The organism is Microbacterium sp. Root322, from assembly GCF_001425645.1.
GTDB lineage: Bacteria > Actinomycetota > Actinomycetes > Actinomycetales > Microbacteriaceae > Microbacterium > Microbacterium maritypicum.
This window is the reverse complement of record NZ_LMCS01000002.1, coordinates 877033-894202: the sequence shown is the minus strand read 5'-3', so window position 1 is coordinate 894202 and position 17170 is coordinate 877033. Positions and strand designations below refer to the sequence as shown.

Below are 17170 nucleotides of genomic sequence, written 5' to 3'. Positions count from 1 at the left end.
CGAGACGATCATCCGGGTGCCGCCGGGCGGACGGAGACCGTGCACGACGGCCTCGACGGCCGCCTCGGAGAGGTCCGGGTCAGGTCTCGTTCCAGAGCCGCCGGTAGTACGCGAGTCGGTCGCGGTCGGGGTCGACGCCGTACGCCTCGATGAGGGTGTCCTCCCATCCGGTGCCGAAGTTCCACATCGTGCTCATCGATGCCACGGCGATGTCGGCCCAGCGGTCGGCGACTCCGAGGGCGGCGAGATCGACGAAGGCGGTGGGGCGTCCGTCGGCGTCGAGAAGCGTGTTGGGCATGCAGGCGTCGCCGTGGCACACCACCGGCCGGTCGATCGGCGGTGCCTGGAGCAGGTCTTCGGCCACGATCGTGCCGCGCTCCGCGGCGTCGGCGATCCGCTGGTGCGTGCTCCATTCCCAGGGGCACTCGGCCACCGGCAGTGCATCGTGGAGCGCGCGAAGGCCGACGCCGACCGCTCGCACCGCGGTCTCCGGTTCGGCGGCCCAGCGAGGGTCGACGGCACTGCTCGCATCGATCGCGACCGTGACGAGCCACTCGTGCGCGTCATCCTGGCCCTGCTCGAGTACCTCGGGCACCGAGATCCAGGTACGCGCCCACCTCATGCGCTCGGCTTCGTCGCGCATGTTCGCCTCGTCGTCGAGCGGCCCCCACTTGATGTACCGGCCGTCGTCGGTGCGGAAGGTCAGCCCCCCGATCCCATTGAGCCAGACCGGTGTGAGCGCGGCGCCGCGGGAGAGCTCGCGAACCCGCACCGGGACGTCGACGGAGGTGGAGGGGATGCTCATCCGTCCATCCTGCCCGACCACGATGAGCGGGATCCTGCCATCGATCCAGGCGGTGTCGTAGGCTCGCTCTCGATGCAGTTCCCCCGGTCGTGGTGAAACCAAGAACCACGTAGGCTGATACTGCGTTCCATCAATGCATGTCGCACGACGACGTTCGAAGGAGAACATCAGATGCAGATCAGCGGACAGGGTGCACTCATCACCGGTGGGGCCTCGGGGCTCGGACTCGCCACGGCGCGTCGGCTGGTCGCCGCGGGAGCGCACGTCACGATCATCGACCTCGCCTCGTCGAAGGGTGCCGAGATCGCAGACGAGCTCGGCGGGCTCTTCGTCGCGGCGGATGTGACGAACGCCGATGAGGTGCAGGCGGCCGTCGCGGCCGCGCAGGCGGCGGCTCCGCTGCGCGTCGTCGTGAACTGTGCAGGGATCGCTCCGCCCGCGAAGGTGCTCGACCGCGAGGGCAATCCCGCCGTGCTCGCCGACTTCGAGCGCGTGATCCGCATCAACCTCGTCGGCACGTTCAACGTCATCTCGCAGGCCTCTGCCGTGATCGCCAAGAACGAGCTGCACGACGAGGAACGCGGCGTCATCGTGAACACCGCGAGCGTCGCCGCGTTCGACGGCCAGATCGGCCAGCCCGCCTACTCCGCATCCAAGGGCGGCGTGCACGCCATGACCCTCCCCGTGGCGCGCGAGCTCGCCCGCTACGGCATCCGGGTCTGCACGATCGCTCCCGGCATCATGGAGACGCCGATGCTGATGGGTCTCCCGCAGGCCGCGCAGGACTCCCTGGGCCAGCAGGTCCCCTTCCCGTCGCGGCTCGGTCGCCCCGACGAATACGCCGTGCTCGTGCAGCAGATCGTCGAGAACGGCTATCTCAACGGCGAGACCATCCGCCTCGACGGCGCCATCCGCATGGCGCCGCGCTGACCCCGCGGCTGCCTTTCCCTTCGCGATCGAGAACCCAGGAGAACCCATGTCCCTTGCAGGCAAGACCATCCTGATGTCGGGCGGCAGCCGCGGCATCGGCCTCGCGATCGCGCTGCGGGCTGCCGCAGACGGTGCGAACATCGCGATGCTCGCGAAGACCGACACCCCGCATCCGAAGCTCGAGGGCACGATCCACACCGCCGCCGAGCAGATCCGCGCGGCGGGTGGCCAGGCCCTGCCGATCGTCGGCGACGTGCGCGACGACGACGACATCACCGAGGCGGTCATGAAGACGCAGGGTGAGTTCGGCGGCATCGACATCGTGATCAACAACGCCAGCGTGATCGACCTCTCGCGCTCGCTCGACCTGAACGCCAAGAAGTACGACCTGATGCAGGATGTCAACGTGCGCGGAACGTTCATGCTCTCGCGAGCGGCGGTGCCGATCCTGAAGGATGCCGAGAACCCGCACATCCTGTCGCTGTCGCCGCCCTTGAACCCCACCCCGAAGTGGCTCGGCGCGCACACCGGGTACACGCTCGCCAAGTTCGGCATGACCATGGTCACGCTCGGCCTCGCCGCCGAGTTCGCGCGCGACGGGATCGCCGCCAACACGCTCTGGCCGCGCACCACGATCGCGACCGCTGCGGTGCAGAACCTCCTCGGGGGCGACAAGGTCATGGCCGCCAGCCGCACGCCCGACATCTACGCCGATGCCGCCTACGCCGTGCTGCTCAAGCCCGCGGCGTCGTTCACCGGGCAGACGCTCATCGTCGAGGACGTGCTCGAAGCCGACGGCGTCACCGATTTCTCCGGCTACGCCGCGATCCCCGGCGCCCCCGACGACGCGCTCTTCCCCGACATCTTCCTCGACTGAGACGCGGGGGATCTCCCTAGAACAGCAGGTACACGGCGCCGACGATCGTGAGGACGATCACGATGCGGTCGAACACCCGCTGATTCATCTTCCGCGCGACCCACAGGCCCAGGAGCGCACCGGCCACGACGAGCGGGGCGAGGACGGCATCCATCAGCAGCACGGGTGTCTCGAACAGACCCAGGCCTGCGAGGAACGGCACCTTGATCGCGTTGATGATGGCGAAGAACCATGCCGACGTGCCGAGGAACACCTGCACCGGGGTGCGTGTGGCCAGGAAGTACATCGACATGACCGGCCCCCCGGCGTTCGCGACCATGGTGGTGAAGCCGCCGAGCGTGCCGTAGGTACCGGCGAGCACGATGCCACCGGACGGCGGAGCCGCGGCGTCCGCCCTGCTCTGCCGCCACCGGCGCCACAGCGTCACCGCGATCATCAGCAGCAGGATCACCCCGATCGCGCGGCGGACGATGCCGTCGCCGGCGAGCGCGAGGAAGGCGAATCCGACCAGGAGGCCGGCGATGACCGCGGGGGCGAGGCGCAGCAGCGTGGGCCAATGCGCATGCCGACGGTAGGCGATGAGCGCGAACACGTCGCCGACCATGAGCAGCAGCAGCATCGCCGCCGTGGAGGTGCGTGCGGGCAGGACCGCCGCGAACAGCGCGATCGCGAGGATGCTGCCGCCGGGAAGCGCCGTCTTCGAGATGCCGATCGTCACCGCGGCCAGGGCGAGCGCCGACCAGGCCCACGGATCGAGCGCGATCACCTCTCGAGCTCGGCGACGATCGCGTCATAACCGCGCGCTGCGGCGAGCAGATCGCGGGTGGCGTCGATCACAGTGGCCTCCTGGGTCGGCGGGTGCGGGGCGATCAGTCTCGCGTGGCGGCGAGAGCCGCCGCGAACCGTGCAGCGCGCTGCTCGATGTCGGCCCAGTCGGCAGCCTTGATCGACGCGCCGTTCGCGAGGTCGCCCCCGGCGCCTACCGCTACCGCGCCGGCGGCGAACCACGCGGCGAGGTTGTCGGGGCTCACGCCGCCGGTGGGCATCAGCGGAGCGTCGGGGAACGGTCCGCGCAGGGCGCCGAGGTACGAGGGGCCGCCGAGGGAGGCCGGGAAGATCTTCACCACGTCGACGCCCAGCTCGAGCGCGGCCATGACCTCGGTCGGCGTCATGGCTCCGGTCATCACGACGCGACCCGTGTCGAGCATGCTGCGGGTGAGGTGGGGCAGCGTGCCGGGGCTCACCAAGAACTCGGCGCCCGCCTCGGCGGCCTGCTCCGCCTGCGCTGCGGTGGTCACGGTGCCGGCGCCGATGTGGGCGGCGTCGCCGTGGCGTGCGATGAGCTCGCGGATGACGGCGGGTGCATCGGGCGTGGAGAAGGTCACCTCGATGCCCGTGACACCGCCGCGGATGATCGCCTCGGAGGCCTCGAGCGCCAGTTCAGGGGAGGGGGCGCGGAGAACGGCGAGGATGCCGGTGGTGCGGGCGCGGTCGAGACGGTCGGGCATGGGGCTCCTTCATCGGGCGGGCTCGTCCATTCTCCCGGGCGCAGCCTGTAACGACAAGTTGGTCAGGAGGCGTGGGTGCGCGGCCAGGCCTCGATCAGTTCCTTCGACTCCTTGAGCCCGAGTCCGGTGTGCTGGCGCAGCGTCTTGATCGCGGCGATGGCGGAGTCGCCGGCGACCATCCTGTCGATCTCGGTGGCGACCGACGGCGGCAGCGACGCGCGCACAGACGACGGGGTCATGGCGGTCGGGGTGATCGATGAGCGTGTGGCCGTGGCGTTCGACACGGCTGCGAGGTGCGGCGCCGTGGTGCTGACCGACCAGTGCTCGATGCGGTCCTTCGCCTCCTTGAGGCCGACGCCCGAGTGGTCGCGGTAGAGCTTGATCGCGTGGATCTTCTGCCCGGCCGAGACGAGCCGGTCGATCTCGGCGATCACGGTCGGCGTCAGACCGGAGACCGACGCCGACGCCGACGAGGCCGGAGCCGTGCGCGCGGTCGTGGGCGACGGGGTGAACACCTGTGGCTCCGGCAGCTTCGGCCGCATGCCGCGCAGTGCGACCGCGAGGATCGCGACGACCACGATCAGGCCGACGACGATCGCGATGATCCACAGCACGGCATCCATGGGCTCAGTCTAGAGAGGTCGCCTCCCGCGCCCCAGGGCGTTCCCATCCGCCACCGCGTACCCTGGAGGGTATGACCGAGACTCCCCGCACGCGCGAGACGCGCCCCGCAGCATCCGCGTCCGCCCCGCAGGGTCGGCCCGCCCAGGGCAAGGTCCGCGAGACGCGCACGGCGCAGGTGCGCCCCGCGACCGAGGGATGGACCCAGCAGAAGGATGCCGAGGGGCGTCCGCTGCTGCAGTTCGCGAGCCCCAAGCGCGGCAAGCCGCCGGTGCACCTGGCCGACCTCACGCCGGCCGAGCGCACCGAGAAGGTCAAGGAGCTCGGGCTTCCGGGCTTCCGCGCGAAGCAGCTGTCGACGCACTACTTCCGTCACTACACGTCCGACCCCGAGCAGATGACCGACCTCCCGGCCGACACCCGGGAGCAGCTCGTCGCCGGCATGCTCCCGCCTCTGCTCACCGAGGTGCGACGCCTGGAGACCGACCGCGGTGACACGATCAAGTTCCTGTGGCGCCTGCACGACGGCGCGCTGGTCGAGTCGGTGCTCATGCGCTACCCCGGCCGCATCACGCTGTGCGTGTCGAGCCAGGCCGGCTGCGGCATGAACTGCCCGTTCTGCGCGACCGGACAGGCGGGGCTCACCCGCAATATGTCGACGGCCGAGATCATCGAGCAGATCGTCCGCGCCAACCGTCTGATCGCCGAAGGCGGGCTCGGTGGCAAGAAGGCCGATGACCACAGCATGGAGCGTGTCTCGAACATCGTCTTCATGGGCATGGGGGAGCCGCTCGCCAACTACAAGCGCGTGATGGATGCGGTGCGCTCGATGGTCGCCCCGCAACCCGACGGCCTCGGTATGAGCGCGCGCGGCATCACGGTGTCGACCGTGGGCCTCGTGCCCGCGATCAAGAAGCTCGCCGACGAGAACATCCCGGTCACGTTCGCGCTGTCTCTGCACGCGCCCGATGACCACCTGCGCGATGAGCTCATCCCCGTGAACTCGCGGTGGAAGGTCGACGAGGCCCTCGATGCCGCCTACGAGTACTACGCCAAGACCGGTCGCCGCGTCTCGATCGAGTACGCACTCATCAAGGACATGAACGACCACGCCTGGCGCGCCGACCTGCTGGCCGAGAAGCTCAATCAGCGTGGCCGCGGCTGGGTGCACGTGAACCCGATCCCGCTGAACCCGACGCCCGGCTCGATCTGGACCTCGTCGGAGATCCCGGTGCAGAACGAGTTCGTGCGCAGGCTCAACGACGCCGGTATCCCCACGACCCTCCGCGACACCCGCGGCAAGGAGATCGACGGCGCCTGCGGTCAGCTCGTCGCCACGACCGAGGACGAGGCCGCTTCCGCCGCGATCGGCTGAGGCGCACCCGCTCGGCGTCCGTCCGCGGCGCCCAGCCGTTCGGCGCGGTCGAGCCACCGCGTGATGGTGGCATCGCTCGCGTCCTTCACACCGAGCATGCGGTGCGTGCGCACCGAGCGGATCCCGCAGAAGCGCATCGTCCCCCGGGCGACGTGGGTCTGCGCGGGCAATCCGGTGAACGGCACGAAGTACCAGGGTGTGTCCGCGAGCAGGAGCAGGCGGCCGTGGCGTGCCGGCAGCAGGCCCTCGACGAGACCGAGCTTCGTGTACCGGTACTCCTGCTGCGGCAGCAGGGCGCGGTCGAAGAAGCCCTTCAGCAGGGCGGGGACCGACCCCCACCACAGCGGCGTCGCGATGACGACCGTGTCGGCGCTCTGCAGTGCGCGCTTCGCCTCGACGAGGTCGGGCTCGAGCGTCATGCGCTCGCGGTAGCCGAAGCGCAGGTTCGGGTCGAAGTCGAGGTCGCGGAGGGCGAGCACGCGTGCGTCGCCGTGGGCTGCGGCGTAGCGCTGCGCGAGCGCGGCGGTCAGGGAGCGGGCATCGGGATGACCGTCGATCACGAGAGCGGGCATGTCGGATTCCTATCTGGACAGTGTCAAGCTGGTGGACACTGTCAAGATAGGAGAGGATGTTGCTCATGTCAAGTTCGAAGGACGGCTACCACCACGGCGATCTCGCCCGTGCGCTGGAAGACGCCGCGATGCAGCTGCTGGAGCGCATGCCCGCGGCGGAGATCAGCCTGCGCGAGGTCGCTCGGGCCGCGAACGTCAGCCACAACGCCCCCTATCACCACTTCTCGGACCGGCTCGGACTGCTGAAGGCGATCGCCGAGCGCAGCATGGCCGACCTCCTCGACCGGGTCCGCGCCGCCGCCGAGAACGCCCGCACCCCGCGGGCCGCGCTCACCGAGGGGGGATCCGCGTACATCCGTTTCGCGGTCGAGCATCCGCACGCGTTCGATGCGGTCTACGACCCGACCGTCTGCGTGCCCGGGGCGCCCACCCCGACGATGGCGCCCCTGATCGACGGGCTCGAGGCCGTGCTCGCCGAGAGTGCAGCCGCCGCGGGCCTGGACCGACCGACCGATGTCGTCGCGCTGTGGGGTCTGATCCACGGGCTCGGAACGCTGGCCGCCGCCGGGCACTTCACGCTCGACGACGGGCTCTCCGCCTATGCCGCCGCCCTCGATCGGCTTCTGCCGGCAACCTGATCCGCCCGGTTCCGCCGCCCAAGCTGTGAGTCGCTCAAAGCACTCTTCCACGCGATGCACAGGCGACCTTTCGTAGATTGTTCGGATGCCCTATTCCGCCCATCGACCGGGTCGCTACGACTCGCAGGGTCGGATCATCCTCGACAGCGAACCCGACGCCGTCACGGATGACCTCGACTTCCTGCGCGAGTTCGAGCCCACCGGCACGGACGACGCCACCCGTGAGGCGTCCGCATCCGCGCCGTCGGAGGCGACCCCGATCGCCGACGCCCTCGTCTCAGAAGAGCCCGCCCTGGTGAAGCCCCCGCGCGAGCCGCGCGCGCGCCGGCCCCGCAAGACGCGCGCACCGCGCACTCCCGGTTCGCGCGCGCGGACCCTCGCGATCCTCGGAGGAGCGGAAGGCGAGATCCTCGACCGCGTCCCCGGCGAGACGCCGCGCTTCGTGCAGATGTTCTTCGTGCTCGCCGGCACCGCGCTCGTCTCGGCGATCTCGATGCTCTTCGCCCTCACCACCGGTGTGCAGGCGGCCATCTGGCTGGCCGTGCCGCTGGCGCTCGTGTGGGCGCTCATCATCTTCAACCTCGACCGCTTCCTCACCTCGACCATGAGCTCGACGAGGAACGTCTGGCGCCTCATCGGCCTCGCGATCCCGCGTGTGATCATGGCCGCGATCATCGGCTTCGTCGTCGCCGAGCCGCTCGTGCTGCAGATCTTCCACAACGACATCGCCCGCGAGGTCGCCTCCACCAACATCACGCAGTCGCAATCCGACCAGGAGGCTCTCGAATCGGGCCCGGAGAAGATCGCGCTCGACGCGGCATCCGCCAAGGTCGCCGAGCTCGAGAACCAGGCGGCGACCGGCATCGTCGCGGGGACGGACGCGTCGTCGGCCACGGAGTCTGCGGCCCAGGCGACGGTCGATGACGTGACCGCGAAGATGACCGCTCAGCAGGCCGTGATCGACCAGGCTCGTGTGCTGTACCAGTGCGAACTGACGGGTGAGGGTGCCGGCACCGTTCCCGGCTGCACCGGCGTCAACGGCCAGGGCGCCAGCTCGGATGCCGCCAAGGCGCAGCTCGCCGAGGCCCAGCAGACCTACGACGCGCTCGCCGCGCAGCTGCGCACCGCGAACGAGGAGCTCGCCGCTGCGGGAACCGCCGCGAAGGAGAACACCTCGTCGTCGGAGGCGCAGAACCGCGAGCAGGCGAAGTCGCAGCTGCCGACCGCCCGCGACTCCTACGACCAGGCACTCGCCGCGTACAACGCGCGGGCCGACGCCGTGGCGCAGGGCAACGCCGGGGCCGTCGGGCTGCTCAGCCAGATCAGCGGACTCAACCGGCTGAGCGAGAAGGAGCCCTCTATCCTGTGGGCGCACATCCTGATCGCCGCGCTGTTCTTCATGATCGAGCTGCTGCCGGTGCTCGTGAAGGTGCTCACGAGCTACGGTGACCCGAGCCTCTACGAGAAGGCCGCGGCGATCCGCAAGCAGGTCGCACTCGACCGGGTGACGGCCGAGGGGTTCCGTGACCGCGCCAAGATCGTGACGGACCAGTCCCAGGAGGTACAGGCCGAGGCGGGCTCCGGTGAGCCGCAGACGCGTGCGGAACGCCGAGAGGCGGCCGAGGCGCAGGAGCGGGAACGGGCGGAGAAGCGCGCGCAGGCGCAGACGCTCGAGGAGCAGGAGCAGCTGGTTCGTCCGACGATCGGCTGAGCCGGGCACCGCGGTGCGGCGAGGCTGCGCGAGGCTCCGCGAGGCTCCGGTCAGGCGAGTTGAGGAATGCGCTCCGGCATCCGTGGCGCCTGCTGCGGGGAGAGCTCGCTGATCCGGATGCTTCCCCGCGCCGGGTCGTCGCGGACAGCGGCGGCGATCGAGCGGATCAACGCAACGGTGGACGGGGTGCGTGCCCAGCGCGCTCCGGTCAGCAGTGCCTCGATGCGGGCGAGCGGATGCTGAAGCGTGACATCGTGCTGGCGGACATCATCGCTGAGCCACTCCAGGAGCTGTGCGATGGTCCAATCGGGGTTGATTGGTCCAGGCTCTGAAGGACTGCTGGCGAAATGCGTGTTCATTGGTCCAGAATCGGTTCTCATGAGCGTGAAAGACAGGGCCAATGGCGGGCCAATGGATCAGGTATCGGCCATTGCTGCGGGACGAGCGGCATCTCTCGTGCAGGCAGGTGATGTGTCGTCGGAGGCGCTTTCGGCACGGCTCGGCCGCTGGACACAGGGAGACGGCACTCTCGCCGCCCGGCTCTCGCGGGGCGTCGAGGGGCTGATCGCGAGTGGTGAGCTGCGCCCGGGGGACCGGCTGCCCGCGGAGCGTGCACTGGCAGCGGCAGGGTCCGTGTCGCGCGGCACGGTCGTCGCCGCGTACGCCGACCTCGCCGAGCGCGGTCTCGTCGACCGGCGGCAGGGGAGCGGCACCCGCATCGCCGGGACAGCCGCAACCGCCGTGCCCGCCCAGCGACCGGGGCGAGGAGAAGCCCTGTTCTCCGCACTGCCGAACGCGATCGATCTCCTGCGCACCGTGCCGCAGATCTCCGACCTCGGGGTGCAGCTCATCCGCGATCACAAGCCGCGGCTCGACCTCGCTCTGCTGCCCGAGACCGACCCTGCGGGCCTGCCTGCCCTGCGCGCCCTCATCGCCGACATGTGCACCGCGGAAGGGACCCCGACCACACCGGAGCAGATCCTCGTCACCCACGGCGCGCAGCAGGCCATCAGCCTCGTGGTGAATGCGCTCGTCGGGCCCGGCGACATCGTGCTCGCCGAGGAGATCACCTGGCCGGGAGTCACCGACTCGGTCGGACTGCGCGGTGGCACGGTGCACGGCGTCCCGATGGGGGACGACGGTCTCGACGTCGACGCGCTGGAGCAGGCGCTCGCCCGACTGCGCCCCGTGCTCGTCGCGCTGAACCCGCATCACCAGAATCCCACCGGGTCGCGCCTGCCTGCCCCCGCGAGGCACCGGGTGGCCGAGCTCGCCGCGCAGTACGGCGTTCCCGTCATCGAAGACCGCGTGCTCGCGGGCATCTCCTTCGACGGGGTCGTACCGCCCACGCTCGCGGCCGAGCGCGCGGATGCCCCCGTCATCGTGGTCGAGTCGGTGTCGAAGTGGGTGTGGGCGGGGCTGCGGATCGGCTGGTTGCGCGCCGACCCCGTGCTCGTGCGACGGCTGCGCGGTGCGCGCCAGCTCGCCGACCAGTCCACCAGCGTGCCGGCCCAGCTGCTCGCGCTCGACCTGATCGCCCGCGCCGACGACCTGCGCCGGGCGAACAGCCGCATCCACCAGGAACGGCTGAGACTGCTCCAGGCGCTCATGGCCGAGCACCTGCCCGACTGGACGGTCGAACCGCCCCGTGGCGGGCTCTCGCTGTGGGTGCGGTTGCCCGCGGGGTCGGCGGCGGCGCTCGCCAGGACGGCCGCAACGCACGGCGTCTCGGTCGCGGGGAGCGCGGCGTTCGCGGTATCCGCGTCGCCGGACGACCACATCCGCATCCCGTTCACCGCCCCCGACGACGTGCTGGCAGAGGGGATCCGCCGACTCGGAGCGGCCTGGCGCGAGTATCGGGAGACTCTCGGGATGTCCTCTTAGGCTGACCCGCATGACTCGGATGCAGCGTCGGACCATGCGGATGCAGACGCTGTGGATCTCGATCGTCGGCGTGCTCGCCGTCACGATCTATGCCGCGCTCGCCGCGGTGCAGATCCTGGTGTGGACGCCTCTCGCGTCCGCTCCCGGGCTCACCCTCGACCAGATCCGCGCTGAGCTGAGCGGAGCGGGTGAGTCGCTCAACGCGCCGACGACCATCATGATTCTCGGGGTGGGAGTCGTGCTCGCCCTCGCCCTCGCTGTGATCGTGATGACGTCGAGGGCCGTTCCGATGATCGCGGCTGCCGGTTTCCTGAGTCTGCTCATGCTCGGAGCGCCGGGCTTCTTCATCGCCTCGTTCGGTCCTGGCATGGCGCTGGCCGATACCTTCATGATCTCGGCGGGCATCTACCTCCCCGGAGTGCGAGCGTTCTATATCACCAGCGCCTCCGCGGCAGCCCTGCTGGTGCTCGGCGGGGTGGTCGCCGTGCTCCGGGCACGCTCCGCTCCTGCGACCGCCTGACCTCTTCCCTCGCATCCGGCCCGGCCATAGTGGGCAGCCAGTAGCGTTGATCCATGGTCAACTATCGCTATCTCGGCAACAGCGGTCTCAAGGTCTCGGAGATCACCTACGGCAACTGGGTCACCCACGCCTCACAGGTCGGCGACGACGCCGCCGTGAAGACCGTGCATGCCGCCCTCGACGCCGGCATCACCACCTTCGACACCGCCGACACCTACGCCAACACGGCCGCGGAGGTCGTGCTCGGCAAGGCGCTGGAGGGTCAGCGCCGCGAGGGGCTGGAGATCTTCACGAAGGTCTACTTCCCGACCGGCCCCAAGGGACCGAACGACACCGGCCTGAGCCGCAAGCACATCTTCGAGTCGATCAACGGCTCGCTCACGCGCCTCGGCACCGACTACGTCGACCTGTACCAGGCGCACCGCTTCGACTACGAGACCCCGCTCGAGGAGACGTTCCAGGCCTTCGCCGACGTCGTCCGCCAGGGCAAGGCGCTCTACATCGGCGTCTCGGAGTGGACCGCGGAGCAGCTGCGCGAGGGGCATGCTCTCGCCAAGCAGCTCGGCATCCAGCTCATCTCGAACCAGCCCCAGTACTCGATGCTGTGGCGTGTCATCGAGGGCAAGGTCGTGCCGGCATCCGAAGAGCTCGGCATCTCGCAGATCGTCTGGTCGCCGATGGCGCAGGGCGTGCTCAGCGGCAAGTACCTCCCTGGTCAGCCGGTGCCAGAGGGCTCGCGTGCGACCGACCCCCACAGCGGCGCCGACTTCATCAAGAGCTTCCTGCAGGACGACATCCTCACCGCCGTCCAGCGCCTCAAGCCGATCGCCGAGCAGGCGGGCCTGTCGATGCCGCAGCTCGCGATCGCGTGGGTGCTGCAGAACCCGAACGTGGCAGCGGCCCTTGTCGGAGCCTCGCGTCCGGAGCAGCTCGCCGAGACCGTCAAGGCCTCTGGTGTGAAGCTCGACGCCGACACCATGACCGCGATCGACGAGGCCCTGGGCGACACGGTCAACCGCGACGCGGAGGCGACGTACTCGACCTCCCCGAAGACGCGCCTGGTCTGAGTGCCCTGATCTGACGCCGAGACCCATCGGTAGCGTCGAGACCCACCCCCGCTGACGTATGCGGGGGTGGGTCTCGACGTTGGGCGTGGGTCTCGGCGCTCGTCTTACTCCTTGACGGCGCCGGCGGTCAGGCCCTGCACGATCCAGCGGCTCGCGAGAGCGAACATCGCCATGGTCGGCAGGATCGTCAACACCGCGGCGGCACTCATCGAGCCCCAGTCGATGTTGAAGGTGGAGATGAAGCCGTTCAGCGCCGAGGGCACGGTGCGGTTCGCGTCGGTGTTCATCAGCACGACCGAGAGGAACAGCTCGTTCCAGCAGTTGACGAAGTTGAAGATGAACGCCGCGATGATGCCGGGGGTCATCACCGGGACGAGCACGCGGAACAGAGCGCCCAGGCGTGAGCATCCGTCGATCATCGCCGCCTCTTCGAGCGCATCCGGCACGTTCTCGAAGAAGCCCCGCAGCATGACGGTCGAGAACGGGATGCAGATCGCGATGTACACGAGGATGAGCCCCGGCTTGGTGTCGACCAGGCCGAGGTCGGTCATCATCGAGTAGAGGGGCCCGAGCGCGATGAACGCCGGGATCATCTGGGTCAGCAGGAACGCGATCAGGATCGCGCCCTTGCCGCGGAACTCGAACCGGGCCAGCACGTAGGCGCTCAACAGGGCGATGAGGGTGGCCACGGCACCGCCGACGACCGCGACCAGGGCGGAGTTGCCGAGGAAGACCCCGAACGAGCTCTTCTGGAACAGGCTGATGTAGTTCTCGAGCGACGGCTCGCTCGGCCAGTACTCGATCGGGAAACGGTTGATCGTGCCCGGCGACTTGATCGACGTCAGCGCGATCCAGTACAGCGGGAACAGCGTGATCACGAGCCAGAGCCCCAGGCCCACGACACGGACGATGCCGCCGATCGTGACGCGCGGCTTCGGGCGCGGTGCGGATGCCGGGTCGGGCACGGTGATGCGGCGGGTCTCGGTGATCGAGGAGCCCGTCCGCGAGGCGTCTGTCATGGTCATCGCTGCACTCTCCGCATCGCCATCAGGTAGAACGCGCAGAACACGAACAGGACCGCCATCACGATGAGGCCGATCGCGCTCGCGAAGCCGTAGTTGCCCTGTTGGGTGTAGTTGATCATCCAGGTCGTGATGATGTGCGTCTGGTTGGCGGGTCCGCCGTTGGTCATCGCGTAGATGATGTCCGGGAAGTTGAAGATCCAGATCACGCGCAGCAGGATCGTCAGCAGCAGCGTCATCGAGATGTACGGGATGATGATCGAGAACAGCTGACGGAACTTGCCGGCGCCGTCGAGGCTCGCCGCCTCCAGCATCTCGTCGGGGACCGACTGCAGGGCCGCGAGGATCATGATCGCGAAGAACGTCACCCCGTACCAGACGTTCGCGACGATCACCGCGAACATCGCGAGCTTCGGGTCGGCCAGCCAGGGCAGCGGCGCGTCGATCAGCCCGGCCTTCATGAGCAGGTCGTTGACCACGCCGAACTCGGCGTTGAACATCCAGCGGAAGAGCATGCCGATGAGGAAGCCCGACACCGCCCACGGGAAGAACACGAGCGCCTGGTAGAGCCCGCGGAAGCGGAACCTCTTGCGCAGGGCGAGCGCGATCAGGAACCCGATCACGAGCTGCGGAACGAGCGAGCCGACGACCCACAGCACGGAGTTTCCCGCGACGGTCGGGAACGCCGGATCGCGGAACACGGCGAGGAAGTTGTCGAAGCCCACGAACGGCGTCGACGTGAGATCCCACAGGTTCCAGTCGTGGAAGGCCATGCGCGCGCCCTGCAGCATCGGCCAGTAGGTGAACCAGCAGACGAAGACGATCGCCGGCGCGAGGAAGGCCAGCAGCGTCCATGCCTGGCGGCCGCGGAACGGGCGCCGGCGCGATGCCGGGGAGGCCCCGACGGCTGGCTGCTGCGAAGCAGTGCCGACGGAGCCTCCCTTCTGAGCGGTGCGGGCCACAGGTCAGCCCTTTTCCGCGGCGTACTTCTCGGTCCAGAACGCATCCCACGACGCCAGCAGGTCGCTGGTCGACATGTTGCCCAGCAGCACGTTCTGCACGTCCTGGTCGGACTTCTGGATCCACTCGGTCCACCAGCTGACCCCGCGCGGCTGACGCACGTTGACGTACGTCTCCGGGTCTTCCGTCATGGTGACGTAGCTGGTCCACGGGCCCGACGAGTAGAAGTCGTCGTCGGCTGCGGCCGTGATGATCGGCACCAGGCTGTTGGCCTGCGCGAACTCGGTGGCGGGCTCGGCCGAAGAGAGGAACTCGACCAGCTTGACGGCCGCCTCCTTGTTCTCGCTGTTCTCGGCCACACCCCAGCCGGCGACGGCGAGCGGCTGCGCGGCCTTGCCCGACGGGCCGACGAGCAGCGGAGCGGTGTCCCACTGGTCTTCGGTCAGCGAGGAGTCCTGCACGGTCGCGATGACCTCGGGGTCCTGCAGCAGGAAGGCGGTGGTGCCGTTCGTGAAGCCGGCGACCATCTCGGGGTAGCCCCACGAGACGGCGGAGGGCGGGGAGGCCTTCTTGAAGAGGTCGAAGTAGTCGTCGACGGCATCCTGTGCCTCGGGGGCGGCGAAGATCGTCGAGCCGTCCTCCATCAGGAACGCGTCGTCGACGTCGAGTCCGTCGATCGTGTACGCCTCGATGGCCGCGACCACGTTGCTGTTGGCGTTCTGGCCGCCGCGGAAGGCATAGCCGTAGATGTTGTTCGACGGGTCCTGGATCGCGCTCGCCTGCTCGAGCAGGTCCTTCCAGCTGTGCGGCGGACCGTCGAAGCCGGCGTCCTTCACGAGGTCGGTGCGGTAGAACAGCGACAGGCCGTAGAAGCCGTAGGGCACGAAGTAGCTCTTGCCGTCGGCGGCGACCGAGGCGGACTGCGCGTTGTCGGTCAGAGCATCCCAGCCGTCCCACTTCTCGAGGTCGGGGCCCAGGTCGTACAGCCAGCCGTTGTTCGCGAACGGTCCGACCGTGATGTCGCGGACTTCGAGGACGTCGACGCCCTTGCCGGACTGCAGCATCTGCTGGATCTTCGCGTCGGCCTGCTCGGTGGGAGGGGAGACCAGGTTGACCGTGATCTTCGGGTTCGCTTTCTCGAAGTCGTCGAGCAGTCCGCGTAGGAGCTCGGTGCGAGCGGGGTTGGTCAGGCTCTCGACCATCTGCAGGGTGACGGCGCCGTCGGCGGACGGGCCGGAGCTTGCGGAACAGCCGGTGAGAGCGAGGACGGCGACGGTGCCGAATCCCGCTGCGGTCGTCAAGATCTTGTTCTTCACGATGTGCCTCTCGGTGGGGTGGGGGTGGATGTTGCGGTCGGGCGGGGGGATGGACGCGGTCAGGGAAGGATGAGGGAATCGGCGCGGCGAATGCCGGCACGGCTGAGGATCTGCGGGACGCAGCGCTCGACGAAGGCCTCGTAGTCGGCGGCCTCGTTGTAGAGGTGGGCGGAGAGTCGGAAGTAGCCGACGCCGCGGAAGCTGGTGAAGGCCGTCTCGACGCCCACCTCGTCGAGCAGGTCCATGCGCAGGGCGTCGGCCTCTTCGCGGGTCGCGCCGAGCCCGAGCGGAAGGCGCACGAGTCGCATCGACGGCACGGGCGAGGGGAGCGGGGTGAGCGGGTCCTCGTCGCCGTAGGGGCGCAGGGCTTCGGCGATCACCGCGGCACCGGCATCCGCGATCTCCGCCATCGCCGTGCGCGCGGCCGCCCAGCCGAACTCGCTCTCGATGAAGTCGATCGCGGTCGGGGTCGCCAGGTAGGTCGTGGCGTCGATCGTGCCCTGGGTGTCGAAGCGGGTGGGATACGGCTCGCGAGCGGCCCACGAGTCGATGAGCGGCCAGAGCTCGTCGCGGTCGGGAGCGGTCGTGACGAGCAGGGCAGAGCCGCGCGGGGCGCAGGGCCACTTGTGCAGGTTGCCGAACCACCAGTCGCCTCCCGCGACCGCTGCCGCGTCGGGGATGAGGCCGGGGGCATGGGCGCCGTCGACGAGTGTGCGCACGCCGCGCTGGGCCGCGGCGTCGGCGATGCGCCGCGTGGGCAGCAGCCGCGCGGTGGGGGAGGTGATCTGGTCGACGACGATCAGGCGGGTGCGGGGCGTGAGCGCATCGGTGAAGAGCTGCACGATCTCGTCGTCGGAGGCGAGCAGGGGCAGGGCGACGGTGCGGACCGTCGCACCGAACCGGCGGGCGAGGCGCTCGGCTCCCATCGTGATGGCCCCGTACCCCTGGTCGGTCACGAGGATCTCGTCACCGGTCTCGAGCTGCAGCGCGTTGTAGACCACGGTCGCCGCCGCGGAGGCGTTCGGCACGAAGGCGCTGTCCTCCGCACGCGCGCCCACGAACGGGGCGGTGCGCTCGCGAGCCTCCTGCACGCGTTCGGCGATGCGCGGGAACCACTCGACGGGGCTGAGATCGGCGCGGCGGCGCAGGGCGTCCTGATGCTCGACGACGACGGATGGGACCGCGCCGAAGGATCCGTGGTTGAGGTGGATCACTTCCCGGTCGAGGGGCCAGGCGTCGCGCGCTCGCATGCCGGAGTTCAGCGTGAGCGGTGCGGGGAACAGCGGTGCGGGCATCAGTCCTCATCGATGAGTCGGGCGAGTTGTTGCACAACTTTGCCACATGCCGTGGAAAACTGCCACGAA

Annotated in this window: 18 protein-coding genes; 8 read left to right on the top strand and 10 right to left on the bottom strand. The window is 69.3% G+C overall.

Annotation, left to right across the window (positions count from 1 at the left end; translation table 11 throughout):
• Positions 1-79: 79 nt before the first annotated feature.
• Entirely contained in the window at positions 80-805 is a 726-nt protein-coding gene (locus ASC55_RS09200) for an aminoglycoside 3'-phosphotransferase (RefSeq protein WP_055874654.1), read from the bottom strand.
• A 171-nt stretch (positions 806-976) separates the two neighbouring features.
• On the opposite strand from ASC55_RS09200, the gene ASC55_RS09195 reads away from it, so the two are divergent.
• The gene (locus ASC55_RS09195) at positions 977-1735 is read left to right on the top strand and encodes an SDR family NAD(P)-dependent oxidoreductase (RefSeq protein ID WP_055874651.1); all 759 of its coding nucleotides are present in this window, start codon (positions 977-979) and stop codon (positions 1733-1735) included.
• 46 nt (positions 1736-1781) lie between these two features.
• A complete protein-coding gene (locus ASC55_RS09190) occupies positions 1782-2612 on the top strand; it encodes an SDR family oxidoreductase (protein WP_055874646.1) in 831 nt (276 codons plus the stop codon).
• A gap of 16 nt (positions 2613-2628) precedes the next feature.
• On the opposite strand, the gene ASC55_RS09185 is transcribed toward ASC55_RS09190, so the two are convergent.
• The 3 genes from ASC55_RS09185 to ASC55_RS09175 all read right to left on the bottom strand — a co-directional run bounded on the left by ASC55_RS09185 (position 2629) and on the right by ASC55_RS09175 (position 4743).
• On the bottom strand, positions 2629-3378 hold the full coding sequence (locus ASC55_RS09185; RefSeq protein WP_055866155.1) for a sulfite exporter TauE/SafE family protein: 750 nt from the start codon (positions 3376-3378) through the stop codon (positions 2629-2631).
• Between the two features lie 103 nt (positions 3379-3481).
• A complete protein-coding gene (locus ASC55_RS09180; RefSeq protein WP_055866152.1) occupies positions 3482-4120 on the bottom strand; it encodes a bifunctional 4-hydroxy-2-oxoglutarate aldolase/2-dehydro-3-deoxy-phosphogluconate aldolase in 639 nt (212 codons plus the stop codon).
• 62 nt (positions 4121-4182) lie between these two features.
• Entirely contained in the window at positions 4183-4743 is a 561-nt protein-coding gene (locus ASC55_RS09175; RefSeq protein WP_055874643.1) for a ribosomal protein L7/L12, read from the bottom strand.
• A gap of 71 nt (positions 4744-4814) precedes the next feature.
• On the opposite strand from ASC55_RS09175, the gene rlmN reads away from it, so the two are divergent.
• Positions 4815-6116, top strand: coding sequence for a 23S rRNA (adenine(2503)-C(2))-methyltransferase RlmN (gene rlmN, locus ASC55_RS09170; RefSeq protein ID WP_174799585.1), 1302 nt, complete (start codon positions 4815-4817; stop codon positions 6114-6116).
• On the opposite strand, the gene ASC55_RS09165 is transcribed toward rlmN, so the two are convergent.
• Positions 6065-6688: an NAD(P)H-dependent oxidoreductase gene (locus tag ASC55_RS09165; RefSeq protein WP_055874640.1), complete on the bottom strand. Its 624-nt coding sequence runs from the start codon at positions 6686-6688 to the stop codon at positions 6065-6067. The genes rlmN and ASC55_RS09165 overlap by 52 nt on opposite strands.
• Before the next feature lie 65 nt (positions 6689-6753).
• On the opposite strand from ASC55_RS09165, the gene ASC55_RS09160 reads away from it, so the two are divergent.
• Together ASC55_RS09160 and ASC55_RS09155 are read left to right on the top strand one after the other, a co-directional pair.
• The gene (locus ASC55_RS09160; RefSeq protein WP_055876064.1) at positions 6754-7326 is read left to right on the top strand and encodes a TetR/AcrR family transcriptional regulator; all 573 of its coding nucleotides are present in this window, start codon (positions 6754-6756) and stop codon (positions 7324-7326) included.
• A gap of 85 nt (positions 7327-7411) precedes the next feature.
• Entirely contained in the window at positions 7412-9037 is a 1626-nt protein-coding gene (locus ASC55_RS09155; RefSeq protein ID WP_055874638.1) for a DUF4407 domain-containing protein, read from the top strand.
• 50 nt (positions 9038-9087) lie between these two features.
• Here the strand turns inward: ASC55_RS09155 and ASC55_RS09150 are convergent, their stop codons facing one another.
• Positions 9088-9396: a hypothetical protein gene (locus ASC55_RS09150; protein WP_055874635.1), complete on the bottom strand. Its 309-nt coding sequence runs from the start codon at positions 9394-9396 to the stop codon at positions 9088-9090.
• Between the two features lie 52 nt (positions 9397-9448).
• Here ASC55_RS09150 and yczR point away from each other — a divergent pair, with 52 nt between their 5' ends.
• The 3 genes from yczR to ASC55_RS09135 are packed head-to-tail and all read left to right on the top strand — an operon-like array spanning position 9449 to position 12508.
• A complete protein-coding gene (gene yczR / locus ASC55_RS09145) occupies positions 9449-10921 on the top strand; it encodes an aminotransferase-like domain-containing protein (RefSeq protein WP_235563196.1) in 1473 nt (490 codons plus the stop codon).
• A gap of 10 nt (positions 10922-10931) precedes the next feature.
• On the top strand, positions 10932-11441 hold the full coding sequence (locus tag ASC55_RS09140) for a hypothetical protein (RefSeq protein WP_055874629.1): 510 nt from the start codon (positions 10932-10934) through the stop codon (positions 11439-11441).
• A 53-nt stretch (positions 11442-11494) separates the two neighbouring features.
• On the top strand, positions 11495-12508 hold the full coding sequence (locus ASC55_RS09135) for an aldo/keto reductase family protein (RefSeq protein WP_017829513.1): 1014 nt from the start codon (positions 11495-11497) through the stop codon (positions 12506-12508).
• 104 nt (positions 12509-12612) lie between these two features.
• Here ASC55_RS09135 and ASC55_RS09130 read toward each other — a convergent pair whose 3' ends face one another.
• The 4 genes from ASC55_RS09130 to ASC55_RS09115 are packed head-to-tail and all read right to left on the bottom strand — an operon-like array spanning position 12613 to position 17101.
• On the bottom strand, positions 12613-13533 hold the full coding sequence (locus tag ASC55_RS09130) for a carbohydrate ABC transporter permease (protein WP_017829512.1): 921 nt from the start codon (positions 13531-13533) through the stop codon (positions 12613-12615).
• Entirely contained in the window at positions 13530-14492 is a 963-nt protein-coding gene (locus ASC55_RS09125; RefSeq protein WP_055874626.1) for a carbohydrate ABC transporter permease, read from the bottom strand. The genes ASC55_RS09130 and ASC55_RS09125 overlap by 4 nt, the downstream gene beginning before the upstream one ends.
• 3 nt (positions 14493-14495) lie before the next feature.
• The gene (locus ASC55_RS09120) at positions 14496-15806 is read right to left on the bottom strand and encodes an ABC transporter substrate-binding protein (RefSeq protein ID WP_017829510.1); all 1311 of its coding nucleotides are present in this window, start codon (positions 15804-15806) and stop codon (positions 14496-14498) included.
• A gap of 59 nt (positions 15807-15865) precedes the next feature.
• Entirely contained in the window at positions 15866-17101 is a 1236-nt protein-coding gene (locus ASC55_RS09115; protein ID WP_055874624.1) for an aminotransferase class V-fold PLP-dependent enzyme, read from the bottom strand.
• Positions 17102-17170 lie beyond the last annotated feature (69 nt).